Below are 26,590 nucleotides of genomic sequence, written 5' to 3' on the forward strand. Positions count from 1 at the left end.
TCAGCTCCAGCTGTGGCCGCAGGCCGTACACACGTAGGAAACACCGCCGTTGTCACCGAGTACCTGAGCCACGTTGCCGGAGCCGCAGGACGGGCATTCGATGCCCTCCCGAGCTGTCTCGGAAAGGTCCTCGAACGCGTCGAGGATGCTGGTCGGCATCCCACCCGTCCCTCCCCATCGGACTATCGGCCCTGCGCCCCCGCCGGCGGTCCGATTCTGCCACGGGGCGACGCCCAGGTCAGCGGAGATGCAACAGACGCCTCACCAGACTCACAAGCGCCCCGCACACCGCCACTTCCGCCGAGCTCACGCACTCGCGCGGTGTCGTCCAACCTACCCAGGAAGATCGCACCGAACCCAGCCGCCCCGGCGACAGGCTGAGTTGAGCCGACGTCAACAGGGGGCGGCCGGACGCGAGATCGGCCGCCGTCCATTCGTCGCACGCAAACGCGCACAAAGACACACAAAAGCGGCGATCCCGCCTCCCTCACCGGGAGACGGGATCGCCGCCATCTGTGGAGCTAAGGAGAATTGAACTCCTGACCTCCTGCATGCCATGCAGGCGCTCTACCAACTGAGCTATAGCCCCGCTGCTCTCCGCGCCGCTGCGCTTCGAACAAGAAGGAGCTTAGCCGGTGACCAGCCGGAAAAGGAAATCGAGCCGGGAGGGTCCGCTAGTCGTCGTCGCCGAGGACGGGCTCGGGGAGGGAACCGGCGTTGTGCTCCAGCAGCCGCCAGCCGCGCGCGCCCTCGCCCAGCACCGACCAGCAGCAGTTCGAGAGGCCGCCGAGCGCCTCCCAGGTGTGCGCCTCCAGGCCGAGCAGCCGCCCGATCGTGGTGCGGATCGTGCCGCCGTGGCTGACCACCACGAGCGTGCCGCCGTCGGGCAGCTTCTCGGCGGCGTCCAGCACGACCGGCGCCGCCCGGTCGGCGACCTCGGACTCCAGCTCGCCGCCACCGCGCCGCACCGGCTCGCCGCGCTTCCACGCCGCGTACTGATCGCCGAACCGCTCGATGATCTCCTCGTGCGTGAGCCCCTGCCACTCACCGGCGTAGGTCTCCCGCAGCCCCGCGTAGTGGTCGACCGTGAGCCCGGTCACGGTCGCCAGCTCGGCGGCGGTCGCCATGACCCGCTTGAGGTCGGAGGCGATGATCGCGTCCGGCCGCAGTCCGGCCAGCAGCCGGGCCGCGCGGTGTGCCTGCGCGACGCCGGTGTCGGTCAGCTCGATGTCCAGGGAGCCCTGGAAACGGCGCTCGATGTTCCAGGCCGTCTGGCCGTGCCGCCACAGGACTATGCGGCGGCCGCGGCCGCTCATGGTGCCGTTCAGCTCAGCTCACCGCCCGCACCGCCGTCCGGGCCCTGGGCCTGCGCGTACTCCTCCGCCTTGCCGCGGGTGGCCTTGGCGTCGGCGGGCAGCTCCAGCTGCGGGCAGTCCTTCCACAGCCGCTCCAGGGCGTAGAAGACCCGCTCCTCGCTGTGCTGCACGTGCACCACGACGTCCACGTAGTCCAGCAGCACCCAGCGGGCCTCGCGGTCGCCCTCGCGGCGGACCGGCTTGGCGCCGAGCTCCTTGTTCAGCCGCTCCTCGATCTCGTCGACGATCGACTTCACCTGGCGGTCGTTGGGCGCCGAGGCCAGCAGGAAGGCGTCGGTGATCGAGAGCACGTCGCTGACGTCGTACGCGATGATGTCGTGCGCGAGCTTGTCGGCGGCCGCCTGGGCGGCGGCGTTGATGAGCTCGATGGAGCGGTCCGTGGCGGTCACAGGCGAGGCTTTCCGGTCGGTGGGGACCCTCAGGGTCTGGCACCCCAAGGGTCTCACGCCCCACCGTCACGACTCTCGGCCATTCCCCCGTGACCGCCGTGACTCTCCTGACTCTTCCGGCTCCCCCGCCGCCCGTGACGCAAGGACGCCCGTGACACAAGGCCGCCCGTGGCGCAAGGCCGCCCGTGGGCGCGGTCTAGCCCTGGGGGTCGTAGTCCGCGCCGAGGACCACCGTCACGTCCGCGTTGGCGGCGCCCTTGCCCTTGGTGACCGAGGTCGCGGGCAGCCCGAGGGTCTTGGCGACCTCCTTGGCCTGTCCGGCCTGCCCGGCGTCCGTGTACGTGACCCGCGAGGTCTGCTGCGGAGAGCCGCCCTCGGTGGCGGCGACGACCGTGAAACCGCCGTTGACCAGCGCGACCCGGGCGGCACCTGAGGCGTCCTGGCCCCCGCCTGCGCTGGTCACGCTCACGCGTGCCGCGGAGCCCGGGTCGGTGTTCTTCACCGTGCCGCCGAGGACGCCCTTGACCACCCGGTCCGTCGCCCGGGCGCTGAGCGTGCCGTCGCCCTGGACCGGCAGCATCATCGTGTCGTAGTCGCCGCCCTTGGCCTGCCCGGCGAGCCGCGCCAGCGAGGCGCCGAGCTGCTGCTCGGACAGCGACGGATCGGGGATCTGCGCCAGCTGCTCGACGGTCTTGGTGGCGCCGCCCGTATCGCTGGAGACCTTCTTCAGGGCGGCGTCCATGACCTGGCCGAACCGCGCGAGCTGCTTGGTCTGCGCCTCGCCCGGGGCCCGGTAGGTGGCGTACGCCACAGCCGCCTGACCGCTCAGCACCTGCTCCTTGCCCCGCTTGACCAGCGGGCTCTCGCCCTTCCGGGCGGACGGGACGGTGGTGTCGGTGTCCAGGGTGATGCCGCCGACCAGCTCGACGAGGTTCTCCAGATAGGGCGTGTCCAGCCGCCAGGTGCCCTGGATCTTCGAGCCCAGCAGGGTGGACAGGGAGTCCCGGGTGGCGTCGGAGCCCTCGTCGGTCACCGACTTGCCGAGCGTGGTGGAGCCGCCGTCCTCGGTGGCGACGGACAGCGCGTTCGGCAGCAGGACGGTGGTGCCCTTCTTGGTGGTCTCGTTGTCCACCAGCAGCGCGGTGGAGGTACGGCCGCCCTTCAGCTCGCGCAGGTGGACGACGATCACGTCCCGCTTCTGCTGGCCACCGGCCGCCGCCTGGGCGTCGCCGTCGGCGGAGAGACCGGGCAGCTTGCCCGCGTACCAGAGGTAGCCGACCCCGCCCACCGCGGCCAGGACCAGCACCACGACGAGCGCGACGAACCGGTTGCGGCCCTTGCGGCGGCGCTCGTCACGCCGCTCCGAGCGGGTCTCGGCGAACTTCAGCCAGTCGATGACGTCTTCGGAGTCCTCGTCGGGCTCCTCGACGAAGGAGAACTGCTCGGTGCGGTACTCCTCGCCCTCCCCGTCCGGGCCGGACTTCCCCGCGCCGCCGGGCTTCCGGGGCCCTCCCCCGTCGGGAGCCGGGGCCGCGGCCGGGGCGCCGGAGGACGGCTCCTGCCGGTCCAGCTCGGCCAGCTCCTCGTACGGGTTCGGCTCGTCCTCCTCGGGCGCGGCGGGCTGGGCGGGCACGGCGTAGTCGTAGCCCTGCTGGACGTACTGCCCCTGCTGCCCCTGCTGCTGGACGTACTGCCCCGGCTGCTGGACCTGCTGCTCCTGCTGCGGATAGGGCTGCTGCTGTCCGTAGTACGGGTCGTACGGCTGCGTCTGCGGATGCTGCGCCGGGGCCTGCTGGGCCTGCTGTGCCTGGCCGTACGGGTCGTACCCATAGCCGTAGCCGTCCTGCTGCCCCTGCTGCTGCCCGTAGTACGACGACGGGTCGTAACCCTGCTGCGTCCCCTGCGGCTGGTACACCGGCTGCCCATAGGCGTCGTAGCCGTAGATCTGCGGCTCCTGGGCATACGGATCCCGCGCGTACGGGTCGTACGGGTCCTGTCCGTCGTTCACCGGTACCCCTTCAGCAGTCGTGCCGGTACAGCTCTCGCTTGTCGATGTACCGCACCACACCGTCCGGCACCAGGTACCAGACGGGTTCGCCGTGTGCGACACGCGCCCGGCAGTCCGACGACGAGATCGCCAGCGCCGGCACCTCGACCAGCGACACCCCGCCCTCCGGCAACCCCGGGTCGGCCAGTATGTGCCCGGGCCGCGTCACGCCGATGAAGTGGGCGAGCGAGAACAGCACTTCGGCATCGCGCCAGGTGAGGATCTGGGCGAGCGCGTCCGCTCCGGTGATGAAGAACAGGTCCGCGTCACCGTTCAGCGCGCGCAGATCCCGGAGCGTGTCGGTGGTGTACGTCGCGCCGCCGCGGTCGATGTCGATACGGCTGACCGAGAACTGCGGATTCGACGCGGTCGCGATGACCGTCATCAGATAGCGGTCCTCGGCCGGGGAAACCTTTTTGTGGCTCTTCTGCCACGGCTGCCCGGTCGGCACGAACACGACCTCGTCCAGGTGGAACTGCGACGCCACCTCGCTCGCCGCGACCAGGTGACCGTGATGGATCGGGTCGAACGTCCCGCCCATCACACCGAGCCGCCGCTTGGCCGGCCCCTTCTGCTCTTCCATGCGTGCAGACCCTACTGGGCCCGGCTCGAAACCGGGTCCCGAAGAGGCAACGGCCTTAGCTCAGCGGTCCCGGTTGAAGCGCGTGGTGATCCACAGCAACAGGAACAGGATGACGAGAGCCGCACCGCCGGTCATGTAGGGGCTGATGCTCGGGTGAGTATCGGTGTGGTGCTCACCGCCCTCGGCCGCGAGGGTGGTCAGGGCGGCATGTGCGGTGCTGAAAGCGCTCATCGCAGGCGATACCTATCCGGGTCTCGGCGTCACGTCACGTCCGCCACATCGTATGCGAGCCGGATTCCGGACGTGCTCTCAGTCCGCCCTTGAGCCCGCTCTCAGTCCTGTTTGTACCCGCGCAGCAGGAACCACGCGACCAGGACGGAGCCCACGACGCCGACGACGATGACGGTGCGCAGCAGCGCTCCCGGTCCCTGGTCCTTGGGAGTGGCGGCAAGCACGGCGGTGAGGCCAGTCATATCGGGCATGTCTCCACGCTAGCCCCCCGCCGTGCAGGGCCTAAGGTGGGGTCCGCCAGGGGGACGGGCACGACCGAGGCAGTCCGGCGAAACAGTCCGCACGAGGGGGACCAATGAGCGACAGCCACACACACGGGACCGGCGGCGACGGGAGCGGCACCGGAGAGGGACGCGAGCATGTGCCCAGCCGCGAGAGGCGGCGCTTTCCGGGCATTTCCTCGCGCGCTTACGAGCATCCGGCCGACCGCTCGGCGCTGGTCGCGCTGCGCAAGCTGACCGGCTTCGACACCGTCTTCAAGGCGCTGAGCGGGCTGCTGCCCGAGCGCAGTCTGCGGCTGCTGTACCTGTCCGATTCGGTGCGGGTGAGCGACCGGCAGTTCGCCCACCTCCACGACATGCTGCGGGACGCCTGCTACATCCTCGACCTGGAACAGGTCCCGGCGATGTACGTCACCCAGGACCCGAAGCCGAACGCGATGTGCATCGGCATGGACGCGCCGATCATCGTGCTGACCACCGGGCTGGTCGAGCTGCTCGACGAGCAGGAGATGCGGACGGTCATCGGCCACGAGGTGGGCCACGCGCTGTCCGGGCACGCCGTCTACCGGACGATACTGCTGTTCCTCACCAACCTCGCGCTGAAGGTCGCCTGGATCCCGCTCGGCAATGTGGCGGTGCTGGCCCTGGTGACGGCGCTGCGCGAGTGGTTCCGCAAGTCGGAGCTGTCGGCGGACCGGGCGGGGCTGCTGGTCGGGCAGGACCTGCGGGCCTCGATGCGCGGGCTGATGAAGCTCGCGGGCGGCCACCATCTGCACGAGATGAACGTGGACGCCTTCCTGGAGCAGGCCGAGGAGTACGAGAACAGCGGCGATCTGCGGGACTCCGTACTCAAGATCCTGAACATGCTGCCGCGCAGCCACCCGTTCACCACCGTGCGCGCCGCCGAGCTGAAGAAGTGGGCCGAGAGCCGGGACTTCCAGCGGCTCATGGACGGCCACTACCCGCGCCGCGAGGAGGACAAGGACACCTCGGTCGGCGACTCCTTCCGGGAGTCGGCGAGCCACTACGCGGAGTCGGTCCGCTCCAGCAAGGACCCGCTGATCGCGTTCGTACGGGACGTGGCGGGCGGCGCCGGGGACCTGGGCAGCAAGCTGCGCGACCGGTTCGCCACCGGCGGCAAGCCGGGCGGGGACACCACCGAGGGCACGCCCCCGCGGGACGGTCAGGAGGGCCGGGAAGGCCGGGACGGCGGGGAGGGTTCCGACGGGGACGAACCGCCCCGCTCCTGAGGTCTACGGGCCGGGCTGCGTGCCCGGGGAGAGCACGCCGCAGAGCGAGACCGGGGTGCGGCCCGGGGCGTACGGGTCGGTGCCCATCGGGGAGTCGTTCCGGACGCTCTGCCCGGCCACCAGCGGCCGCAGATAGCCAGAGGCGTTCGCGGCGCACGCCTGCGGGCCCGCCAGCACGGAGCTGTGCACCAGCTCCACCCGGTGGTCGCGCAGATCGCCGCGGTCGAAGCGGAACCGGGTCTCCCGGCGCACCGTGTACAGCGAGGCGTGGTCCGGGGCCCGCTCGTGGGCCCGCTGGATCGCGTAGACGAAGACGTGGTCGGCGCTGACCTCCAGGGTCGAGGGGGTGCGCTCGACGACCGTCAGCGTGCCGCGCACCCGCACCGGGGCGTTGGCCAGCGTCACCTCGGCCGGGTTGAAGCGGGTCAGCCAGCCGGTGGCCGCATGGCGGCCGTCGTCGACCGGGTGTTCGAGGCTCTGGTCGAACTGGATCTGCTGGGCGGGGTCGAGCAGCAGCCGCACCGACTGCACCGGGCCGCCGGTGAGCACGCCCGGGTCGAGGGTCGACTTCACCACGTAGTCCTTGACCGTGGTGAGCGCCGTCATCACCTGGCTCTCCGAGAACCCCTGGGTGCGCCGCACGGCGGGCAGGGTGACCCCCTCGGCGCCGGTGCGGAACTGGGCGGCCGGGCTCTCCCGGAACAGCTCCGCGGGCCGCCCGCCGGGCACCTCACCGCGCGGCGAGAGCGGCACCACGCTGCTGCGCAGCGGCTCGACGGCCTGCGGCTCGGGGGCCTGGTAGGGGTGGCGTACGCCCATGTAGACGGCCGCGGCGAAGGCGAAGGCGATCAGCAGGACGAGGACGACGGCCTGCCGCGACGCCCCGGCACGGGCCCAGGCGTGGCGGCTGCGCACCGCGCGGGAGTGATCGTCCATGCGCTCCTGGGCGGAGAACTCCTGGAGCCGGGCAGCACGAACGAAGGACTCGTCGAACACGACGGAGCGATACTCGTCCTCACCACCTCCCGGGACGCCTTCGGGTGTCCCCTCGGGAGGGTCTCCACGCCCGGTCATACCTCAAGAGTAGGTCGCCGGGGGCAGCGGTAAACGCCGTGGTACTCCACAACTTCACGCACAGTACGGAGGAAACGCCGCATAGGGCGCGACGTGCTACGGGGAGATGTGACGGACACGCCGTCACGGAGTGCGCGGCACGACGGAGGCGGGCGGCGCCTCGCGCTCGGCAGCCCTGGACGGCATGGACGGCACGCTGCCCGGCCGTCCGGCGGGCGTGCCGTCGACCCCGCTGGTGGCGGGTGGTGGGGCCGGATCCTGCCGGTTGCCCGAGGTGCCGCGGTAGACCGCCGTGAAGGCCAGCGCGACCACCCCGATGCCCATCAGGACGGCCAGCAGCCAGGCCACCGGGCGGTGCCAGCGGGCATGGCCGCGGTAGGGCCGCCCGGCGCTCCCGTAGCGCCCGTACGGGCCGTAGGCGCCGTCCAGCTCCCGGCCGGGGCCGAAGCGGCCGTCCGGGTCGGCATAGTCGTCGTACGGGCCGTCCCCGAACTCACCCTCCGGACCGTACGCGTCGTCGAACAGCTCGTCCTCGGGGGACACCCCGGCCCTGCTGCGCCGGGACGCCTCGGCCTCGGCACGGGCCTGCGCGGCGGCCAGCATCCGCTCGACGGCGGTGGGTTCATGGATGGCGGCGGACCGTACGAAGTCCTCGTCGAATACCACGGTGGCGAATTCGTCGTTCGCCTCTCCGTGGCTGCGCTCGTCGGGCTCGTCGCCGTCCGGGAACGGCTTGCCCCCCACGTCGTCCGGCACCCATTCAGAGTAGACCGGACGGGTCAATTTGGGCAGGGCAAAATGGCATTCGAGGGAAGATCCACCCGTTGACCTCGGGGTTCGCCCATCCCCCGAAAGGGTGGCTCAGCGGGTGTGTCCGTCGCCGGTGACGATGTACTTGGTCGACGTCAGCTCGGGCAGTCCCATCGGGCCCCGGGCGTGGAGCTTCTGGGTGGAGATGCCGATCTCGGCGCCGAAGCCGAACTGGCTGCCGTCCGTGAAACGCGTGGACGCGTTCACGGCGACCGTGGTGGAGTCCACCAATTGGGTGAAGCGGCGGGCGGCCGCCTGCGACGTCGTGACGATGGCCTCGGTGTGACCGGAGGACCACAGGCCGATGTGGGCCACCGCGGCCTCCAGGGAGTCCACGACCGCCGCGGCGATGTCGTACGACAGGTACTCGGTCTCCCAGTCCTCCATCGCCGCCGGGACGACCGTGGCCTTCGTCCCCTCGGCCTCGGCCAGCGCCTGCACCCGCTCGTCGGCGTGCACCGTGACACCGGCCGCCGCCAGCGCCTCCAGGGCGCGCGGCAGGAACTCCGCGGCGATGTCCTGGTGCACCAGCAGCGTCTCCGCCGCGTTGCACACGCTGGGGCGCTGGGCCTTGGAGTTCACCAGGATGTCCACGGCCATGTCGAGGTCGGCCTGCGCGTCCACGTACACATGGCAGTTGCCGGTGCCGGTCTCGATGACCGGAACCGTCGACTCCTCGACCACCGTACGGATGAGCGAGGCACCGCCGCGCGGAATCAGCACGTCCACCAGGCCGCGGGCACGCATCAGCTCGCGCACCGACTCCCGGCTCTCCCCCGGCACCAACTGAATGGCGTCCGCGGGCAGTCCGGCGCCCCCGACGGCGTCGCGCAACACCTTCACCAGCGCGCTGTTCGAGTGGTAGGCCGACGAAGAGCCGCGCAGCAGGACGGCGTTGCCCGACTTCAGGCACAGCGCGGCGGCGTCCACGGTGACGTTCGGGCGGGCCTCGTAGATGATGCCGACGACGCCCAGCGGGACGCGCACCTGGCGCAGGTCGATGCCGTTGGGCAGCGTCGAACCGCGCACCACCTCGCCGACCGGGTCCGGCAGCGCGACCACGTCGCGGACATCGGAGGCGATGGCCCGCACCCGCTCCGGGGTGAGGGTCAGCCGGTCGACGATCGCCTCGCTCGTGCCCGCCTCCCGGGCCCGCTCCACATCGGTGGCGTTGGCCTCGACGATCTCCTTCGTCCGCACCTCCAGCGCGTCGGCCATCGCCAGCAGCGCGTCGTCCTTGAGGGCACGCGGCAGCGGGGCGAGGTCGACGGCCGCGGCGCGGGCCCGGTAGGCGGTCTGGAGCACCGGGGACTTCGGCCAGGGGTCGGTGAGCGGCGACGTGGGTGCGCTGGTCATGCACGCAGCCTACTGAGCCGAGCGCGGCGACCCGATGGGTATTCCGCTCTTCGAGATGGTCTTCTCACATCTCGAAGCGGTCCCGAAGCGGCACGCGCCCCTTCGTGCAGGTCCCCTCAGAAGGGATGCACACCCACCGGGGAAGCCGGTGGCGGCCCGTATCCCTCCGCGATGCGCTGGTGATACGTATCACGGTCGATGACCTCGAGCCCCACGATCTCCCATGGCGGCAGCTTGGCCGTGGAACGGTGCTCACCCCACAGCCGCAGCGCCACCGCCGCCGCGTCGTGCAGATCACGCGCCTCTTCCCAGTAACGGATCTCGGCGTGATCGTTGGCGTAGCGGCTGGTCAGCAGGAAGGGATGGTCATGGGCCAGCTGCTCCAGAGCGCGCCGGACCTCCCGCAGCGGCGCCTCGGCACCCGAGACGCTCAGCGTGATGTGCCACAGCCGGGACACCTCGACGCGTCGCTTGCCCTGCGCCGTCGCGTCCTCCGTCCCGGCATCGCCCGTCCCGGCGCCGTTCGCGCCGACACCGTTCAACCCGACACTGGTCAGGGTGCGCTCCGCCGCCCCTCGGGGCGGCGCCCCCGGGCGCCCTCGTCTCACCGGCGGCCTCCTGTAGCTCGCTGCTCCGCTCACGCGCGGGCGGAGCACTGTGGTGCGGTGGTGCCGTGGTCGGCGTGCCGATCCGGACCCGCCGCGTTCCCACCGCGGGCCCGCTGCCCGCGCGACCCCGTTGAACAAAGTTGACCAGTCCTCGCGCGGCCGCGGGGCGTTTTTGCGGAAGGTAAGCCCTCCTTTTTTGGGGCTCGGTGCGCCTCCGGGGCGCCTCAGCCCCTGTCGGGACCCGGCGGAACGTCATCCATGACGGTGCAGGACCACCAGGTCGTCCCGGTGCACGACCTCGCGCTCGTACGCGGGGCCCAGCTCGCGGGCGAGGTCGCGGGTCGACCGGCCGAGCAGCCGTGGGATCTCCTTGGCGTCGAAGTTCACCAGCCCGCGGGCCACCGCGCGGCCCTCGGTGTCGCGCAGCTCGACCGGGTCCCCGGCGGTGAACTCGCCCTCCACCGCTTCGATCCCCGCCGGCAGCAGCGAGGTGCGGCGCTCCACGACGGCCCGCACCGCCCCGTCGTCCAGGGTGAGCGCGCCGCGGGGTTCCGAGGCGTGGGCGAGCCACAGCAGCCGGTCGGCCGAGCGGCGGCCGGTGCGGTGGAAGTACGTACCGGTGGGGCGGCCCAGCAGGGCGTCCCCGGCCCGGCTGGTGGAGGTGAGCACCACGGGGACCCCGGCCGCGGCGGCGATCCGGGCAGCCTCGACCTTGGTGACCATGCCGCCGGTGCCGACCCCGGAGCGGCCCGCGCTGCCGATCGTGACCCCGGCGAGGTCCTTGGGACCCTTGACCTCGTCGATGCGTGAGGTGCCGGGGGTCTTGGGGTCGCCGTCGTAGAGCCCGTCCACATCGGAGAGCAGCACCAGCAGATCGGCCCGTACGAGATGGGCGACGAGGGCCGCGAGCCGGTCGTTGTCCCCGAACCGGATCTCGTCGGTGGCCACGGTGTCGTTCTCGTTGACGATCGGCAGGGCGCCCATGGCCAGCAGCTGGTCCAGGGTCCGGGTGGCGTTGCGGTAGTGGGCGCGACGGCTGGTGTCGTCCGTGGTGAGCAGCACCTGGCCGACCCGGCGCCCGTAGCGCGCGAAGGAGGCGGTGTAGCGGGCCACCAGCAGGCCCTGTCCGACGCTCGCGGCGGCCTGCTGGCGGGCGAGGTCGCGGGGGCGCCGCTCCAGGCCCAGGGGGGCGAGTCCGGCGGCGATGGCCCCGGAGGAGACCAGGACTATTTCCTTGCCGTCCCCGGCCCCGCTCACGTCCCGGTCGAGCACCTTCGCGAGCACGTCCACCAGCGCGTCAACCCGGTCCGCGTCCAGCCCTCCGGCCGCGGTGGTGAGGGAAGACGAACCGACCTTGACCACGATCCTGCGGGCCGCGGCCACCTCGTCCCGTACCGCCGACCCGTCCTGCTTCGCCACGCCTCTCCCCTGCTCATCCCGGGCTCGTCCCCGGCTCTCACGCGCACCTGCGCCCCTTGCGGAAAGCGGAAGCGCGTGTCCTGCACACTCACATCATGACAAGGGGGCAATCTACGTGAGCCGGGCCCATGGCCGCCCGGCCATTTCGCCGCCGCGACCGCCGCGACGCCGCGACCGCCGCGGCCGACACCCGGGGTCTCAGGTCTCAGGAAGATCGCGGAGAGATCACCGTGAGATGGCGACGCGGCCCCGTGGAATCGTTTGAACCCGTTTCGGGGCGGTTGGCACCTGCGCGGATTGTCACCGAGCCAGACGGCGGCATACGGTCAGGGGTCCCCCCACTCGTCCACCGCCCTCCCGCCAGGAGCCCATCCCGTGCCCTCTGCCGGATTCGCCCCACGCCGGGTCGTACAGCTCACGGCGCTGCTCGCCATGGTGGTGTTCTTCACCACACAGCTCGTCGGCGCCGTGCTCCCGAACGTACCGCTGTTCATTGCCGCCTCGGCGTGCGGCCTCGCCCTCGATCTCTTCCTTCAGCAGAAGCAGCCCGGCCTGCTGTCGCTGTTGGGCAAGGTCCGCTTCGACATCACGGTGCGCCAGCTGTTCCGCGACATGCTCATCATGGTCGGGCTGCTGCGGATCGAGGGAATCAATCCGCTGCACGAGCAGGCACCGCTGACCGTGGGACTGTTGCTGTTCTACGTGGTGCACTTCGCCTGCCAGGCGGCCGCCATAATGGTGCGCCGCACCCGGCAGTTGCCGTTCGTCACGCGCAACATCGACGCGTCCGCGCTGCGGCTGAGCGAGGCCCCGCCGCGGTTCTTCTCCCGCCAGCACGGCCGCCGGATCCTGCGGCTCGCCGCCCCGGCCACCACCGGACTGCTGCTCACGGCCGGCACCAAGAACGCTGTCTGGGGAGCCGTCGGCCTCTCCATCGCCCTGCTGATCGGCATCGCCGGAACCGTCCACCTGGCCACCTGGCTGCTGCCGCGCAAGCGGGTGGTGAACGAGGCGAAGGCCCTGGAGTGGCTCGACACGTGGCTGGCCGAGTACCAGCCGACCGTGGGCATGTACTTCTCCGGCGGCACCAGCTCCGCGTACCAGGCGAACATGTGGCTCTCCACGCTCGCCTCACTCGAGGGCAACCCCATCATCGTGCTGCGCGAGCGGTTCATGGTGCAGAAGATCGACGCGACGGACATCCCGATCGTCTGCCTCCCCAAGGTCGCCCACCTGATGCGCATCGAGCACTCGACGCTCAAGGTGCTGCTGCACCCGGCCAACTCGGGCAAGACCTCGCAGGTGCTGCGCATCCCCTCGATCAAGCACGCGTTCATCAACCACGGCGAGAGCGACAAGCTCTCCAGCTGCAACCCGTACGCCAAGGCGTACGACGAGGTGTGGGTCGCGGGCCCGGCCGCGCGCGACCGCTACCAGCTCGCCGACATCGGCGTCGAGGACAAGGACGTCGTGGAGGTCGGCCGTCCGCAGCTGGCGCCGATCCGCCCCTACGCGGGCGCCCCGACCGGTGAGTACACCACCGTGCTGTACGCCCCGACCTGGGAGGGCTGGGACGGCAACCCCGGCAACACCTCGGTCATCCTGGCCGGTGAGAACATCGTCCGCGAGCTCCTCGCCGACCCCAAGGTGCGCCTGCTGTACAAGCCGCACCCGATGACCGGCTCCGTCGACCGGCGGGCCGGGCGCGCCAACGACCGCATCAAGGCGATGATCGCCGAGGCGAACGCCAAGCGCGGCGGGGCCCGTCCGCCCGCCGAGGCCGCGACCGAGCTGACCCGGCGCGCCGAGGAGCTGAACCAGCTCACCAGCACGTCCTTCCGCCGCAGCGCGGACGAGATCGAGCGCATGAAGCTCCAGGGCACCCCGGACGACAACCGCGCCGCGGGTGTGGCGGCGGCCACCGCCGCCTGGGAGAGCGCCTACTGGGCGTCGCTGCCGGACTGGGAGCACCAGGTCGTCACCGGGCCGCGCCCGGCCATCTTCACCTGCTTCAACCAGGCCGACGTGCTGATCAGCGATGTGTCGAGCGTCGTCTCGGACTACCTGACGAGCGAGAAGCCGTACGCGGTGGCGAACACCAGCGGGCTGACCGAGGAGGAGTTCCGGGCGAACTTCCCGACGGTGCGCGCCGCCACGATCCTCACGCCCGAGGCGTCGGAGGTTCCGGAGCTGCTGGAGGCCGTCCGGGAGCCCGAGAAGGACACCCTCGCCCCGGCCCGCGCCGAGCTGAAGGTGCACCTGCTCGGCCCGTCCGACCCGCCGTCCCTGGTGCGCTTCGACCGGGCCGCGCAGACGCTGTGCCGCGAGGCCGACGAGCGGCGGGCGCGGATGGCCACGCGGCTGGCCGACGAGATCCCGTCGCAGCGGGAGGCCCGGGACGCGGCCGAGGAGACGGAGATGGAGGCCGGACCGTCGGAGCCGGAGGAGACGGCGACGGTCTGAGGCGGACCGAGACCGTCCGAGGCGCCGCAAGCCACGCGTAAGGGCCCGGGAGCATCGCTCCCGGGCCCTTTGCCGTGCGGCAGGTCCGTCGCGGCCGAGAGGGGCCGCCAGGGCTCGTGACGGGGGCTTGCCCGGCCCGTCACGAGCCCAGAAGACCTAGAACGGCTTGAACGACTCGTACTCCTCGTCCGCGCCGTCCCGCTCCGCGTCCCGGTCGCGGCGCCGCTGCGCCGCCGGGCGGGGGGCCTCGAAGCGGTGGTCCTCACCGCGGCGGCCCAGCATCTCGGCGCCCGCCGCCAGCGTCGGCTCCCAGTCGAAGACGACCGCGTTGTCCTCGGGGCCGATGACGACCTCGTCGCCCGCGCGGGCGCCCGCCTTCACCAGCTCCTCCTCGACGCCGAGGCGGTTCAGCCGGTCGGCGAGATAGCCGACGGCCTCGTCGTTGTTGAAGTCGGTCTGGTGGACCCAGCGTTCGGGCTTCTCGCCCACGACGCGGTAGAAACCGTCCTCGGCGACGACCTTGAAGCCCGCGTCGTCCACGGCCTTCGGGCGGATGACGATCCTGGTCGCCTCCTCCTTCGGCTTGGCCGCGCGCGCCTTCCCGACGATGTCCGCGAGGGCGAACGACAGCTCCTTGAGGCCGAGATGGGCGATGGCCGACGCCTCGAAGACCTGGTAGCCGCGGGCCTCCAGGTCCGGGCGGATGATGTCGGCGAGGTCCTTGCCGTCGGGGATGTCGACCTTGTTGAGGACGACGAGCCGGGGCCGGTCCTCCAGACCGCCGTACTCGGCGAGTTCGGCCTCGATGACGTCGAGATCGGTCAGCGGGTCGCGCTCGGACTCCAGGGCCGCGGTGTCCAGGACGTGCACCAGCACCGAGCAGCGCTCGACGTGGCGCAGGAACTCCAGGCCGAGGCCCTTGCCCTGGCTGGCGCCCGGGATCAGGCCGGGCACGTCCGCGATGGTGTAGACGGTCGAACCGGCCGTCACCACGCCGAGGTTGGGCACCAGGGTGGTGAAGGGGTAGTCGGCGATCTTCGGCTTGGCGGCCGAGAGCACCGAGATCAGCGACGACTTGCCGGCGCTGGGGTAGCCGACGAGGGCCACGTCCGCGACGGTCTTCAGCTCCAGGACGACGTCCCCGGCGTGGCCGGGCTCGCCCAGCAGCGCGAAGCCGGGCGCCTTGCGGCGGGCCGAGGCGAGGGCCGCGTTGCCGAGGCCGCCGCGGCCGCCCTGGGCGGCGATGTAGGTGGTGCCCTCGCCGATCAGGTCGGCGAGCACGTTGCCCCGCTTGTCGAGGACGACGGTGCCGTCCGGGACCGGCAGGACCAGGTCGCTGCCGTCCTTGCCGGAGCGGTGGCCGCCCTCGCCGGGCTTGCCGTTGGTGGCCTTGCGGTGCGGGCTGTGGTGGTACTCGAGCAGCGTGGTGACCGACTGGTCGACGACCAGGATCACATCGCCACCCCGGCCACCGTTACCGCCGTCCGGGCCGCCGAGCGGCTTGAACTTCTCGCGGTGCACGGAGGCGCAGCCGTGGCCTCCGTTACCCGCGGCGACGTGCAGCTCGACGCGGTCCACGAAGGTGGTCATGACGGGTGCCTCCAGATACGTACGGGGTCGGTGTGTCGTCGTTACGTGCGTAACCTGCGTAACGCGCCGAGGGCGGACCCGCTTCCCCGTCACGGGAAAGAGCGGTCCGCCCTCGGAAAGGTGTGTGGCGTCGTGCCGGGGCCGAGATTACTCGGCGACCGGAACGATGTTCACGACCTTGCGGCCACGGTGGGTGCCGAACTGCACGGCACCGGCGGCCAGCGCGAACAGCGTGTCGTCGCCGCCGCGGCCGACGCCCGCGCCCGGGTGGAAGTGCGTGCCGCGCTGGCGGACCAGGATCTCACCCGCGTTGACGGCCTGGCCGCCGAAGCGCTTGACCCCGAGCCGCTGGGCGTTGGAGTCGCGACCGTTCCGAGTGGACGATGCGCCCTTCTTGTGTGCCATGTCTCCTCAGTCCCTTACTTCGCAGCCGAGTCGATGCCGGTGATCTTCAGCGCGGTGTGCAGCTGGCGGTGGCCGATCCGCTTACGGTAACCGGTCTTGTTCTTGTACTTCAGGATGTCGATCTTGGCACCCTTGTGGTGGTCGACGACCTCGGCGTGAACCTTCACACCGGCCAGGACCCACGGGTCGCTGGTGACGGCATCGCCGTCGACAACGAGCAGAGTCGAGAGCTCGACGGTGTCGCCGACCTTGCTGGTTCCAATGCGGTCGACCTCGATGACATCGCCCACGGCTACCTTCTGCTGGCGGCCGCCGGTGCGCACAATTGCGTACACGCGGTTCTCACTCTCTCGCTAGTAAACGGGACCTCTGATGCCAGCCGCTCCACATGACCCCACGAAGGTCATGACAACCGAGTGATTCGATGCGATGCACCATGCGATTCAGCATCGGCCGAGCGGCCTCTCCCGCGGACGGGAGGGATGTGCTCAGGGGCTTGGCGTAAGACGCCGAGGGTCAAGGTTACCAGAGCCCGGAGGGCACCTACGCACGTGCGTAGGTGCCCTCCGTCGCCGCTGCGTCCCGCTCAGTCGTCGGCGGCGGCCGAGACCGACTGCGGCGTCTGCTGCTCCGCCGCCGCGGTCTTCTTCGACGCCGTCTTCTTGGCGGTCGTCTTCTTCGCCGTCGTCTTCTTCGCGGTCGTCTTCTTGGCCGCGGTCGTCTGCGACGCGGTCGTCTTGGACGCGGTCTTCTTCGCGGCGGTCTTCTTGGCGGCCGTCTTCTTCGCGGGCGCCTTCTTGGCGGCCGTCTTACGGGCCGTCTTCTTCGCCGGTGCCTTGGCCTCGCCGTCGGCCGCGGCCTCCCCGTCGGCCTTGTCCTCCGCCGCGACCTCACCGTCGGCGGACGCCGCCGACTCGGCCGTCTCCGGCTTCGGCTCCCCGGCGGAAGCGCCGACGACCACCACGGCGGCGTCCTCGGAGCCCGTGGGCGAGCCCGCCGGGGCGGACACCTTACGGGTCGCCCGGCGGCGCGCACGCGGCGCGGGAGCGGCCTCCGGCTCGGCCGCCGCCTCCGGCTCGGGGGCGGGAGCGGCTTCGGCGGGAGCGGCGGCCTCGGGCGCCTCGGCGGGCGCCTCCGGCTTCGGCTCGTCCGCCACGACCACCACGGCCTCCGGCTGCTCGGCGCTCTTCGGGGCGCCCGCCGGGGCGGACACCTTGCGGGTCGCCCGGCGCCGGGTACGCCCACGGCCCGCGGCGGCCTCGGCCTCGGCGGCGCTACTGTACAGCTCCTCGTCGGCCGCGAAGACCGGCTCAGGCAGCGCCTTCGGCTCCGCGACCTCCGCCGCGATCTCCTCGGCGGCCTCGACGACCGTCTCGGCCTCGACCACGGTGGTCTCCTCCGGCGCGGGCGCCTGCTGGCCGCCGGACTTCTTCTTCTTGCGCTTGCCGCCGCCACCGCCGCCGGCCACCGTCGGCTGGTCCATGTGGACGATCACGCCGCGGCCGTTGCAGTGGACGCAGGACTCGGAGAACGACTCCAGCAGGCCCTGGCCGACCCGCTTACGGGTCATCTGCACCAGGCCGAGCGAGGTGACCTCTGCCACCTGGTGCTTCGTACGGTCCCGGCCCAGGCACTCCAGCAGCCGCCGCAGCACCAGGTCCCGGTTGGACTCCAGCACCATGTCGATGAAGTCGATCACGATGATGCCGCCGAGGTCGCGCAGCCGCAGCTGGCGCACGATCTCCTCGGCCGCCTCCAGGTTGTTCCTGGTGACCGTCTCCTCCAGGTTGCCGCCCTGGCCGGTGAACTTGCCGGTGTTGACGTCGACCACGACCATCGCCTCGGTCCGGTCGATCACCAGGGAGCCGCCGCTGGGCAGCCAGACCTTGCGGTCCAGCGCCTTCATCAGCTGCTCGTCGATCCGGTACGTGGCGAAGACGTCGACGTCCGAGTTCCACTTCTGGAGCCGGTCGACGAGGTCGGGCGCGACGTGCGAGACATAGCCGTGGATGGTCTGCCAGGCGTCCTCGCCGCTCACGATGACCTTGGAGAAGTCCTCGTTGAAGATGTCGCGGACGACCCGGACGGTCATGTCCGGCTCACCGTAGAGCAGCGTCGGCGCGTTGCCGCTCTTCGCCTTCTTCTTGATCTCTTCCCACTGCGCCTGGAGCCGCTGGACGTCGCGGGCCAGCTCGTCCTCGCTCGCGCCCTCCGCGGCGGTGCGGACGATCACGCCCGCGTCCTCGGGGACGATCTTCTTGAGGATCTGCTTCAGCCGGGCGCGCTCGGTGTCGGGCAGCTTGCGGCTGATGCCCGTCATGGAGCCCTCGGGCACGTACACCAGGTAGCGGCCGGGCAGGGAGACCTGGCTGGTCAGCCGGGCGCCCTTGTGGCCGATCGGGTCCTTGGTGACCTGGACGAGCACGGACTGCCCGGACTTCAGGGCGGTCTCGATGCGGCGCGGCCCGTTGGACAGCCCCAGCGCCTCGAAGTTGACCTCGCCCGCGTACAGCACGGCGTTGCGGCCCTTGCCGATGTCGACGAAGGCGGCCTCCATCGACGGCAGCACGTTCTGGACCTTGCCCAGGTAGACGTTGCCGACGTAGCTGGTGGCCTGCTCCTTGTTGACGAAGTGCTCGACGAGGACGTTGTCCTCCAGCACGCCGATCTGGGTGCGCTCGCCGTTCTGCCGGACGACCATCACCCGCTCGACCGCCTCGCGGCGGGCCAGGAACTCGGCCTCGGTGATGATCGGCACCCGGCGGCGGCCCTGCTCGCGGCCCTCGCGGCGACGCTGCTTCTTCGCCTCCAGTCGCGTCGAGCCCTTGATCGACTGCACCTCGTCGGAGCTGGACTCGGAGTCCTTCGCACGCCGCTCCCGCGGCTCCCGGACCTTGACGACCGTGCGCTCCGGGTCGTCACCGCCCGACTCCGCCTCGGCGGAGTCCCCGCTGCGACGGCGGCGACGGCGACGGCGACGGCTGCTGCTGGAGCTGCCACCGCCGGGCTCACCGGCCTCGGCGGTCTCCTCCTCGGCGCCCGGCTCCTCGCCGGTCTCGCCCTCGGACTGCGCCTCGTCCTCGTAGGCCGCGCCGTCCTCGCCCTCGGAACGGCCCTCGGCGCCCTCGGCGTCGGCGGCCTCGCCCCGGCGGCGGCGACGGCCGCCACGGCGACGGCGGCGGGCCGGGCGGTCGCCCGACTCCTCGTCGCCCTGCTCGCGGTCGGCCTGGCGGCCGTCCTGCTCGGCGTCCTCGGCGGCAGCGGCCGGCTCCTCGGCCTCCACCGGGCGCTGCTCCTCGGCGGGCTCGCCGCGGCGGCGCCGACGGCGGCGGCTGCCCGCGGCGGGGGCCGCCACCGGCTTCTCCTGCTCCTCGGCCTCTTCGGTCTCGTCGGCCTCTTCCAGGGCGGCGGCGGCCTCGGCGGCGGCGCTCTCCGGGGTCTGGAAGACCGGCTCGGTGAAGACCGGCGCCTGGAAGACCGCCGTCGGCGGGCGCACGGCCCGGCGGCGACCGCCACGCGGCGCGGGCTCCTGCTCGGCCTCGGGCTCGGCGGCCTCCGCGGTCTCGGCGGCGGCCTGCGGCTCGGGCTGCTCCTCGGCGGCGGCCGTCTTGCGCGTGGCGCGGCGGCGGGTACGGGCGCGCGGCGCCTCCTCGGCGCCCTCCTCCGCGGCGGGGGCTTCGGGGGTCGCGTCCTCTGCGGCGGCCTCGGCCGCGGCGGCGGTCGCCTTACGGGTCGCGCGGCGGCGGGCACGCGGCGCCGGAGCGGCCTCGGCGGGGGCCTCCGCGGAGGCCTCGGCCTCGACGGCCGCGGGCTCGGCGGGAGCGGTCTCCTCGGCGCTCGGCTCGTCGGCGACGGCGTCCGGCGCACCGGCCGGGGCGGTCGCCTTACGGGCGGCCCGGCGGCGCGTACGGGCACGGGGCGCCTCGTCGGCCGGGGCGTCGGCTGCGACTGCGGCTGGGGCGGTGTCCTCGTCGCCACTGCCACCAGCGGCCGCCGTAGACGACGCGTCCACATCGGCGGGCTCCGTCTGCGGGGCGCCCTCCGGAGCGGCGGTCTTGCGCGTGGCCCGGCGGCGCGCACGGGCCGGCGGGGCGGGCTCGGCGGCGGCCTCGGTCTCGGCGGCCGCGGCCTCGGTCGGTTCCGCGGCGGCGGGCTCCTCCACCACCGTCTCGGCGGCCTGCGGCGCCCCGGCCGGGGCGGTCGCCTTCCGGGTGGCCCGGCGGCGCGTACGGGCGGGCGGAGCGGGCTCGGCGGCGGGCTCCGGCGCGGCGGCCGGAGCCTCGGCGGGCTCGTCCGGCTCGGCGGCGGTGCGCTGGGCGGCCTCCGCCGGAACCACGGTCTCCGCGACCTCCGGCGCACCCGCCGGGGCGGCGGTCCTGCGCGTCGCCCGGCGGCGCGCACGGGCGGGCGGAGCGGCGGAAACGGTGTCACCGTCGGAGGCGGTGGAGGCGGCGGACGCCTCCGCGGCGGCCACGGCGGCACCGGCGGCGATCGACTCGGCCGGTATGGCCGGGACGGCGGGCGTGGTCACCTCGGCGTCACTCGCGGCACCCACCGGCGGACCGGCGGGGCGGGAGGCCGCACGGCGGCGGCGCGGCGGCAGGGTGTCGCTGGGCGAGGTGGAATCCCCGGCGCCGACGGCGCGCGGCGCGGCTTGTGCCTGGGGCTGGATAGGTTCGGTCGGCTCAATGGGCTCGAGCATGCGGGCGGTTCTCCCGTCACGCTCCCGGGCGCCGCGCCTGCTTCCGGCCGGGCCCCGCGCGCTGCGCGGGTTCCGCCGTCCGGGGCGCGGGCGCCGCACGGGAGCTGTCGTATCGCTCGCCGGGCCGGTTTTCGGGGCCGGGACCGGCGAAAGTCTCCTGGTCAGTGCGCCTGCCGGACCCGGGTGGCTCCCAAGTGCCTGGGCGGCGCATCGACGGCGGTCCTTACGCGGAACCTTCCGGCGCCGCCATCGCGGCGGTCAGCTCGGCGGCCGTGGGTGGGGCGGCCTGAACTGCCTCGCGATCGGGCGCGAGCGGGTCGGTCACCGTGCCGGACTCCTCATCGAGCAGCCCCTGCGCCAGCCTGGTCACCGCTGCGGGGACCGGCGGCGCCAGGTCGGCCGTAGCGCGGAGACCGGACAGGACGTCGTCGGGTCGCACGGCAGGTGTCAGATGCCGTACTACCAGCCGCAGTATCGCACAGCCACCGTCGCCTGGCCTATCGCCCCGACCTGCGGACGCTTCCAGGCGGGCCACCGCGGCGCGGGCGTCGAAGGTGCGCATGCCGTTTTTCGTCCGGCGCTCGACCTCGACGGTCTCGGCCTCCAGGAAGGCCGCAACGGCCCGTTCGGCCTCCGCCGGGGCGACCCGGTCGAGCCGGATCTCCCACACGGACGCCTGGAGCCGGTCGGCGAGTCCGGAGGTGCGGGCCTCGACGGCGTCGGTGATGTCGAGCCCGGCGGGCAGCGACTCGTTGAGCAGCGTCCGCAGCGTCTCGGGGTCCCGCGCCTCGGTGAGCTGGATCTCCAGGTACTCGGCCTCACTGCCGGTGCCGGTGGGTGCGGCATTGGCGTACGACACCTTCGGGTGCGGGGTGAAGCCCGCCGAGTACGCCATGGGCACCTCGGCGCGGCGCAGCGCCCGCTCGAAGGCGCGCTGGAAGTCGCGGTGGCTGGTGAACCGGAGGCGGCCGCGCTTGGTGTAACGCAAACGGATGCGCTGCACCGCGGGTGCGGGCGGCGGGCCTTCGGGCTGTCGCTTGCCCAGGGGTCTGTCTCCTTGTGCTTCTTCGCTTGTCGGCGCACGGGCCTGTGGGGCCCGTGCGCCTTCCAGCGTACTTTGTGACCGGCCGGTTGCCCGAGGGCCAGGGGGTGGGGTGCCTCCCGGATCAGGCATGATCCGGGAGGCACTCCCTCACTTCACGACCGACAGCGGCAGCAGTTTGCGGCCGGTGGGACCGATCTGGATGGACGTGTCCATCTGCGGGCAGACGCCGCAGTCGAAGCACGGGGTCCAGCGGCAGTCCTCGACCTCGGTCTCGTCGAGCGAGTCCTGCCAGTCCTCCCACAGCCAGTCCTTGTCGAGACCGGAGTCGAGGTGGTCCCAGGGCAGGACCTCCTCGTAGGTGCGCTCGCGGGTGGTGTACCAGTCGACGTCCAGCCCGAAGTCGGGCAGGGTGCGCTCGGCGCACTCCATCCACCGGTCGTAGGAGAAGTGCTCGCGCCAGCCGTCGAAGCGGCCGCCGTCCTCGTAGACGGCGCGGATGACCGCGCCCACCCGGCGGTCGCCGCGCGACAGCAGGCCCTCGACGATGCCGGGCTTGCCATCGTGGTAGCGGAAGCCGATCGAGCGGCCGTACTTCTTGTCGCCGCGAATCCGCTCGCGCAGCTTCTCCAGCCGGGCGTCGGTGTCCTCGGCGCTGAGCTGCGGCGCCCACTGGAACGGGGTGTGCGGCTTGGGGACGAACCCGCCGATCGAGACGGTGCAGCGGATGTCGTTCTTGCCGGACACCTCACGGCCCTTGGCGATCACCTTGGTCGCCATCTCGGCGATCTGGAGCACGTCCTCGTCGGTCTCGGTCGGCAGACCGCACATGAAGTAGAGCTTCACCTGCCGCCAGCCGTTGCCGTACGCGGTGGACACCGTACGGATGAGGTCCTCTTCCGAGACCATCTTGTTGATGACCTTACGGATGCGCTCGGAGCCGCCCTCGGGGGCGAAGGTGAGGCCCGAGCGGCGGCCGTTGCGGGTCAGCTCGTTGGCCAGGTCGATGTTGAAGGCGTCCACCCGGGTCGACGGGAGGGACAGGCCGATCTTGTCTTCCTCGTACCGGTCGGCGAGGCCCTTGGCGATGTCGCCGATCTCGGTGTGGTCGGCGGAGGAGAGCGACAGCAGGCCGACCTCCTCGAAACCGGTGTTCTTGAGGCCCTTGTCGACCATCTCGCCGATGCCCGTGATGGAGCGCTCGCGCACCGGGCGGGTGATCATGCCCGCCTGGCAGAAGCGGCAGCCGCGGGTACAGCCGCGGAAGATCTCCACCGACATCCGCTCGTGCACGGTCTCGGCGAGCGGCACGAGCGGCTGCTTCGGGTACGGCCACTCGTCGAGGTCCATGACGGTGTGCTTGGAGACGCGCCACGGCACGCCCGAGCGGTTCGGCACGACGCGGGAGATCCGGCCGTCGGCCAGGTACTCCACGTCGTAGAACTTCGGCACGTAGATGCTGCCGGTGCGGGCGAGGCGGAAGAGCAGCTCGTCGCGGCCGCCCGGACGGCCCTCGGCCTTCCAGGCGCGGATGATCTCGGTCATCTCCAGGACGGCCTGCTCGCCGTCGCCGATCACCGCGCAGTCGATGAAGTCCGCGATCGGCTCCGGGTTGAACGCGGCGTGGCCGCCCGCGACCACGACCGGGTGGTCCACGGTGCGGTCGGCGGCGTCCAGCGGGATACCGGCGAGGTCGAGCGCGGTGAGCAGGTTGGTGTAGCCCAGCTCGGTCGAGAAGGAGACGCCGAAGACGTCGAAGGCGGACACCGGGCGGTGCGCGTCCACGGTGAACTGCGGCACCTCGTGCTCGCGCATCAGCTCCTCGAGGTCCGGCCAGACGCTGTACGTACGCTCGGCGAGCACGCCCTCGCGCTCGTTGAGCACCTCGTAGAGGATCATGACGCCCTGGTTGGGCAGCCCCACCTCGTAGGCGTCCGGGTACATGAGCGCCCAGCGGACATCGCAGGAGTCCCACGGCTTGACCGTGGAGTTGAGCTCGCCGCCCACGTACTGGATCGGCTTCTGCACATGGGGGAGCAGGGCCTCAAGCTGTGGGAAGACCGACTCGACAGACATCAGTAACCTTCGTGCGCGGACAGGGGTGACCCTCAAGCGTACCGGTCCCGTCCGGGCCGGATCGCCACGCGGTCAGCTCTCCAGCGCCGAGCGGTGCTCCCGGCGGGAGACCTCGGCCCACAGACCCGGCAGTTCGCGCTCGCGGGCGGCCGCGAGGGCCTCCTCGCGGCCGTAGAGCAGGCCGACGGTGAAGGTGGACTCCCCCGCCGCGTGCGCCTGGACGGCCAGCTCGCGCAGCGCCTCCCGCGCGACCACGCTGTCCTGGTGGTCGCCGAGCAGCTCCTGCACCTCGGTCATGAGCCCCGAGAACGCCTTCGCGGGCGCGCCGAGCGCCGGGCGGGCGACCTCGGCGGCGTAGCGGGCGCGCTTGGCGTCCTTGCGGGCCTCGTGCAGGACGACGTCGCGCTCGGGTCCCGAGGGGGCGTCCAGGACCGGCTCCAGGCGGTCCGCGAGGCGTTCGTAGTCGCGCAGCACGGCCTTGCGGATCACCTCGGCGGCCGGGCGGGCGGCGGCCTGGCGCAGCGGCGGGTCGGCCAGGAGGGCGTCGAGGGTGTCGAGCAGCGCGAGATAGCGCTCGCCGTCGAGGACGCCGATCAGCCGGTCGCGGGAACCGGTGCGGCGGGCGTGCGACCAGATCTCCAGCCGGGCGGCGACGGGGCCGAGCCGCAGTTCGACGGGCACCTCGGCGAGCCGTTCGCCGATGCGCGCGGTGAGCACTTCGCGGTCCCGGTCGATGCCCAGCTCCGCGGCCAGCCACTTCAGCTCGGCGCCGATGGGGTCGGTGACGGCGCGGTCCAGGACCTTGCGGTACGAGCGGAAGGCGCTGCGCAGCCGACGGGTGGCGACCCGCATGCGGTGCACGGAGTCGTGGGTGTCCAGGCGCACGGCGGGGTCGAGGGTGACGATCGCGGTGATCTGGCGGCGTACGTAATCCAGGACGATGTCACCGGCGGTGGCCTCGGCCTTCTTCTTCCCTGCGGCTTTCTTTCCGGCCTTCTTCTTGCCGGGCTTCCGACCGCCCTTCTTCGGTCCGCCCTCGCGCGGGCCGGTTTCGGCCAGGGCGCGGGCGAGCTTGGAGGGGAGGTCGGCACGGCGCAGCCCGGCGTCCGTCAGATGCGGCTCCAGGGTGTCGAGCAGCGCGGGGTCGCCGCCCTCGGCCAGCTCCACCTCGACCTCGGTCCAGCTCACCGGGTCACTGGGGGCCGGGGCCAGTCGGCGCGCGGTGACCGTGTCGGCGGACAGCTCGGCGAGCAGCGTGCCGTCGCCGTCCACGAGGTGCCGGACGTTCCGCTCCGACAGCAGGTGGACGAGGGGCACGAGGCCGGTGCCGCGGGTGCGGGAGCGTACGAGGCCCGCGAGGTGCGCGGGCAGCGCGTCCGAGAGCGGGGCGCGGATCTCGTCCCGTACGTCCGGGCCGACCGGCAGCTTGAGGTGCCAGCCGGCGTCGTCGCCCCCGGTGCGGCGGCGGAGGGTGATGCCGTCGGCGGCGAGCCGCTGCCCGGGGGTGTCGTAGTACGTGGCGTCGAGGGTGACGGCGCCCCGGTCCCTCACCTGCGCGATTCCGGCGACCCCGGCCAGCTCGGGCAGGCCGCCGGTCGCGGCGTCACCATCGGTGGTCTCGTACTTGCGTTCGATCTCCCGCATCATGTCCACCATGGCCTGAATGTAGTCGCCCGGCGCCTTCGACGGGAGGCCCCTAGAGCGGGTCAGGCCGATACGGGTCGTTGCACCTTGATGGACTGGAGCAGCCCGATCCCGATCCATACGGCGAACATCGACGAACCGCCGTACGAGACGAACGGCAGCGGCAGACCGGCCACCGGCATGATGCCCAGCGTCATCCCGATGTTCTCGAACGACTGGAACGCGAACCAGGCGATGATCCCGGCCGCGACGACCGTCCCGTACAGCTCGGTGGTGCCCCGGGCGATCCGGCAGGCGCGCCACAGGACGACGCCCAGCAGCACGATGATCAGGCCCGCGCCGAGGAAGCCCAGCTCCTCCCCCGCGACCGTGAAGACGAAGTCCGTCTGCTGCTCGGGCACGAACTGGCCGGTGGTCTGGGTGCCGTGGAAGAGCCCCTTGCCGGTGAGCCCGCCCGAGCCGATGGCGATGCGCGCCTGGTTGGTGTTGTAGCCGACGCCCGCCGGATCGAGGGCGGGGTTGGCGAAGGCGGCGAAGCGGTCGATCTGGTACTGGTCGAGGACGTGCAGCTGCCAGATCAGCAGCGCGCCGATCACCGCGGTGGTGATCAGCCCGGCGATCCAGCGGTTGGACGCGCCGGAGGACAGGAGCACCGCGAGCACGATCACCGCCATGACCATCACCGAGCCGAGGTCCGGCATCAGCATCACGATGGCGATGGGCAGCGCGGCCAGGCCGAGCGCCTGGACGACGGTGCGGTGGTCGGGACTGAGACGGTCGCCCGCGTCGACGCGCGCGGCCAGCAGCATCGCCATGCCCAGGATGATCGTGATCTTGGCGAACTCGCCGGGCTGGAGGGAGAACCCGGCACCGATCACGATCCACGCGTGCGCGCCGTTGATGGTCGAGCCCAGAGGGGTGAGGACGGCGAGGACGAGGATGACGGACAGCCCGTACAGCACCGGCACCGCGCCGCGCAGGGTGCGGTGGCCGAGCCAGACGGTGCCGATCGCGAGCAGCAGCCCGATGCCGGTGTTCAGGGCGTGCCGGACCAGGAAGTAGTACGGATCGCCCTGGTTCAGCTCGGTGCGGTTACGGGTCGCCGAGTACACCAGCACCGTGCCGATCGCGGACAGCGCGAGGCAGGTGAGCAGCAGCACCCAGTCCAGGCGGCGCAGCAGCGAGTCGCGCGCCATGAGCTTGCGCCAGGTGCCGCGCTCGGGGGTGAAGCGGGGGACGGAGTA

General features: G+C 72.1%; 22 protein-coding genes and 1 tRNA gene. 2 read left to right on the top strand and 21 right to left on the bottom strand.

The genetic code is table 11. The features are described 5' to 3' along the window. The 8 genes from HYQ63_RS14815 to HYQ63_RS14850 form a co-directional block, all read right to left on the bottom strand. Positions 1-159, bottom strand: a complete 159-nt coding sequence (locus tag HYQ63_RS14815; RefSeq protein WP_179934253.1) for a hypothetical protein — start codon at positions 157-159, stop codon at positions 1-3. A gap of 357 nt (positions 160-516) precedes the next feature. After that, a tRNA-Ala gene (locus HYQ63_RS14820) sits at positions 517-589 on the bottom strand. A gap of 85 nt (positions 590-674) precedes the next feature. Continuing rightward, entirely contained in the window at positions 675-1,316 is a 642-nt protein-coding gene (locus tag HYQ63_RS14825) for a histidine phosphatase family protein (protein WP_373689085.1), read from the bottom strand. Between the two features lie 8 nt (positions 1,317-1,324). After that, the gene (gene rsfS, locus HYQ63_RS14830) at positions 1,325-1,765 is read right to left on the bottom strand and encodes a ribosome silencing factor (protein ID WP_179934254.1); all 441 of its coding nucleotides are present in this window, start codon (positions 1,763-1,765) and stop codon (positions 1,325-1,327) included. A gap of 196 nt (positions 1,766-1,961) precedes the next feature. Continuing rightward, positions 1,962-3,773 carry an LCP family protein gene (locus HYQ63_RS14835; RefSeq protein WP_179934255.1) on the bottom strand — a complete coding sequence of 604 codons (1,812 nt, stop codon included), beginning with the start codon at positions 3,771-3,773 and terminating at the stop codon, positions 1,962-1,964. Positions 3,774-3,783: 10 nt separating this feature from the next. Then, positions 3,784-4,395 carry a nicotinate-nucleotide adenylyltransferase gene (gene nadD / locus HYQ63_RS14840; protein ID WP_179934256.1) on the bottom strand — a complete coding sequence of 204 codons (612 nt, stop codon included), beginning with the start codon at positions 4,393-4,395 and terminating at the stop codon, positions 3,784-3,786. 60 nt (positions 4,396-4,455) lie between these two features. Beyond that, the gene (locus tag HYQ63_RS14845) at positions 4,456-4,626 is read right to left on the bottom strand and encodes a hypothetical protein (RefSeq protein WP_179934257.1); all 171 of its coding nucleotides are present in this window, start codon (positions 4,624-4,626) and stop codon (positions 4,456-4,458) included. A 101-nt stretch (positions 4,627-4,727) separates the two neighbouring features. After that, complete coding sequence (locus tag HYQ63_RS14850) at positions 4,728-4,877, bottom strand: hypothetical protein (protein ID WP_179931899.1); 150 nt, start codon at positions 4,875-4,877, stop codon at positions 4,728-4,730. Between the two features lie 104 nt (positions 4,878-4,981). Between HYQ63_RS14850 and HYQ63_RS14855 the strand changes: the two genes are divergently transcribed. Next, positions 4,982-6,157 carry a M48 family metallopeptidase gene (locus HYQ63_RS14855; RefSeq protein WP_179934258.1) on the top strand — a complete coding sequence of 392 codons (1,176 nt, stop codon included), beginning with the start codon at positions 4,982-4,984 and terminating at the stop codon, positions 6,155-6,157. A gap of 3 nt (positions 6,158-6,160) precedes the next feature. On the opposite strand, the gene HYQ63_RS14860 is transcribed toward HYQ63_RS14855, so the two are convergent. From HYQ63_RS14860 to proB, 5 genes are all read right to left on the bottom strand, one after another. Then, a complete protein-coding gene (locus HYQ63_RS14860; protein WP_179934259.1) occupies positions 6,161-7,231 on the bottom strand; it encodes a hypothetical protein in 1,071 nt (356 codons plus the stop codon). Between the two features lie 123 nt (positions 7,232-7,354). After that, complete coding sequence (locus HYQ63_RS14865; protein WP_179934260.1) at positions 7,355-7,987, bottom strand: hypothetical protein; 633 nt, start codon at positions 7,985-7,987, stop codon at positions 7,355-7,357. A gap of 105 nt (positions 7,988-8,092) precedes the next feature. Beyond that, complete coding sequence (locus HYQ63_RS14870; RefSeq protein ID WP_179934261.1) at positions 8,093-9,397, bottom strand: glutamate-5-semialdehyde dehydrogenase; 1,305 nt, start codon at positions 9,395-9,397, stop codon at positions 8,093-8,095. Positions 9,398-9,513: 116 nt separating this feature from the next. Beyond that, a complete protein-coding gene (locus tag HYQ63_RS14875; protein ID WP_179934262.1) occupies positions 9,514-10,005 on the bottom strand; it encodes a hypothetical protein in 492 nt (163 codons plus the stop codon). Between the two features lie 252 nt (positions 10,006-10,257). Next, positions 10,258-11,424: a glutamate 5-kinase gene (proB, locus tag HYQ63_RS14880; RefSeq protein WP_257231858.1), complete on the bottom strand. Its 1,167-nt coding sequence runs from the start codon at positions 11,422-11,424 to the stop codon at positions 10,258-10,260. A gap of 375 nt (positions 11,425-11,799) precedes the next feature. Between proB and HYQ63_RS14885 the strand changes: the two genes are divergently transcribed. Continuing rightward, the gene (locus HYQ63_RS14885; protein WP_179934263.1) at positions 11,800-13,887 is read left to right on the top strand and encodes a hypothetical protein; all 2,088 of its coding nucleotides are present in this window, start codon (positions 11,800-11,802) and stop codon (positions 13,885-13,887) included. Between the two features lie 156 nt (positions 13,888-14,043). Here HYQ63_RS14885 and obgE read toward each other — a convergent pair whose 3' ends face one another. From obgE to rodA, 8 genes are all read right to left on the bottom strand, one after another. After that, positions 14,044-15,477: a GTPase ObgE gene (gene obgE / locus HYQ63_RS14890; RefSeq protein ID WP_179934264.1), complete on the bottom strand. Its 1,434-nt coding sequence runs from the start codon at positions 15,475-15,477 to the stop codon at positions 14,044-14,046. Positions 15,478-15,624: 147 nt separating this feature from the next. Beyond that, positions 15,625-15,882: a 50S ribosomal protein L27 gene (gene rpmA, locus HYQ63_RS14895; RefSeq protein WP_123101452.1), complete on the bottom strand. Its 258-nt coding sequence runs from the start codon at positions 15,880-15,882 to the stop codon at positions 15,625-15,627. 14 nt (positions 15,883-15,896) lie between these two features. Next, positions 15,897-16,217: a 50S ribosomal protein L21 gene (rplU, locus tag HYQ63_RS14900; RefSeq protein WP_009717947.1), complete on the bottom strand. Its 321-nt coding sequence runs from the start codon at positions 16,215-16,217 to the stop codon at positions 15,897-15,899. A 251-nt stretch (positions 16,218-16,468) separates the two neighbouring features. After that, positions 16,469-20,584 (bottom strand): Rne/Rng family ribonuclease, encoded by a 4,116-nt coding sequence (locus HYQ63_RS14905; RefSeq protein ID WP_257231859.1) that lies wholly within the window; start codon positions 20,582-20,584, stop codon positions 16,469-16,471. A gap of 223 nt (positions 20,585-20,807) precedes the next feature. After that, complete coding sequence (locus tag HYQ63_RS14910) at positions 20,808-21,587, bottom strand: TIGR03936 family radical SAM-associated protein (protein ID WP_179934265.1); 780 nt, start codon at positions 21,585-21,587, stop codon at positions 20,808-20,810. A 189-nt stretch (positions 21,588-21,776) separates the two neighbouring features. After that, positions 21,777-23,702 carry a TIGR03960 family B12-binding radical SAM protein gene (locus tag HYQ63_RS14915; protein ID WP_179934266.1) on the bottom strand — a complete coding sequence of 642 codons (1,926 nt, stop codon included), beginning with the start codon at positions 23,700-23,702 and terminating at the stop codon, positions 21,777-21,779. Between the two features lie 72 nt (positions 23,703-23,774). After that, positions 23,775-25,358: a CYTH and CHAD domain-containing protein gene (locus HYQ63_RS14920; RefSeq protein ID WP_179934267.1), complete on the bottom strand. Its 1,584-nt coding sequence runs from the start codon at positions 25,356-25,358 to the stop codon at positions 23,775-23,777. Between the two features lie 50 nt (positions 25,359-25,408). Beyond that, complete coding sequence (rodA, locus tag HYQ63_RS14925) at positions 25,409-26,542, bottom strand: rod shape-determining protein RodA (RefSeq protein WP_257232605.1); 1,134 nt, start codon at positions 26,540-26,542, stop codon at positions 25,409-25,411. Positions 26,543-26,590 lie beyond the last annotated feature (48 nt).

The sequence above is a fragment of the Streptomyces sp. Rer75 genome (assembly GCF_013414305.1).
Classification (GTDB): Bacteria; Actinomycetota; Actinomycetes; order Streptomycetales; family Streptomycetaceae; genus Streptomyces; species Streptomyces himastatinicus.

Coding starts and splice junctions, on each gene's coding strand:
- HYQ63_RS14815 (WP_179934253.1), bottom strand. CDS start 159: ATGCCGACCAGCATCCTCGACGCGTTCGAGGACCTTTCCGAGACAGCT.
- HYQ63_RS14825 (WP_373689085.1), bottom strand. CDS start 1,316: ATGAGCGGCCGCGGCCGCCGCATAGTCCTGTGGCGGCACGGCCAGACG.
- nadD (WP_179934256.1), bottom strand. CDS start 4,395: ATGGAAGAGCAGAAGGGGCCGGCCAAGCGGCGGCTCGGTGTGATGGGC.
- HYQ63_RS14845 (WP_179934257.1), bottom strand. CDS start 4,626: ATGAGCGCTTTCAGCACCGCACATGCCGCCCTGACCACCCTCGCGGCC.
- HYQ63_RS14850 (WP_179931899.1), bottom strand. CDS start 4,877: ATGCCCGATATGACTGGCCTCACCGCCGTGCTTGCCGCCACTCCCAAG.
- HYQ63_RS14855 (WP_179934258.1), top strand. CDS start 4,982: ATGAGCGACAGCCACACACACGGGACCGGCGGCGACGGGAGCGGCACC.
- HYQ63_RS14860 (WP_179934259.1), bottom strand. CDS start 7,231: ATGACCGGGCGTGGAGACCCTCCCGAGGGGACACCCGAAGGCGTCCCG.
- HYQ63_RS14870 (WP_179934261.1), bottom strand. CDS start 9,397: ATGACCAGCGCACCCACGTCGCCGCTCACCGACCCCTGGCCGAAGTCC.
- obgE (WP_179934264.1), bottom strand. CDS start 15,477: ATGACCACCTTCGTGGACCGCGTCGAGCTGCACGTCGCCGCGGGTAAC.
- rpmA (WP_123101452.1), bottom strand. CDS start 15,882: ATGGCACACAAGAAGGGCGCATCGTCCACTCGGAACGGTCGCGACTCC.
- HYQ63_RS14905 (WP_257231859.1), bottom strand. CDS start 20,584: ATGCTCGAGCCCATTGAGCCGACCGAACCTATCCAGCCCCAGGCACAA.
- HYQ63_RS14915 (WP_179934266.1), bottom strand. CDS start 23,702: ATGTCTGTCGAGTCGGTCTTCCCACAGCTTGAGGCCCTGCTCCCCCAT.
- HYQ63_RS14920 (WP_179934267.1), bottom strand. CDS start 25,358: ATGGTGGACATGATGCGGGAGATCGAACGCAAGTACGAGACCACCGAT.
- rodA (WP_257232605.1), bottom strand. CDS start 26,542: ATGGCGCGCGACTCGCTGCTGCGCCGCCTGGACTGGGTGCTGCTGCTC.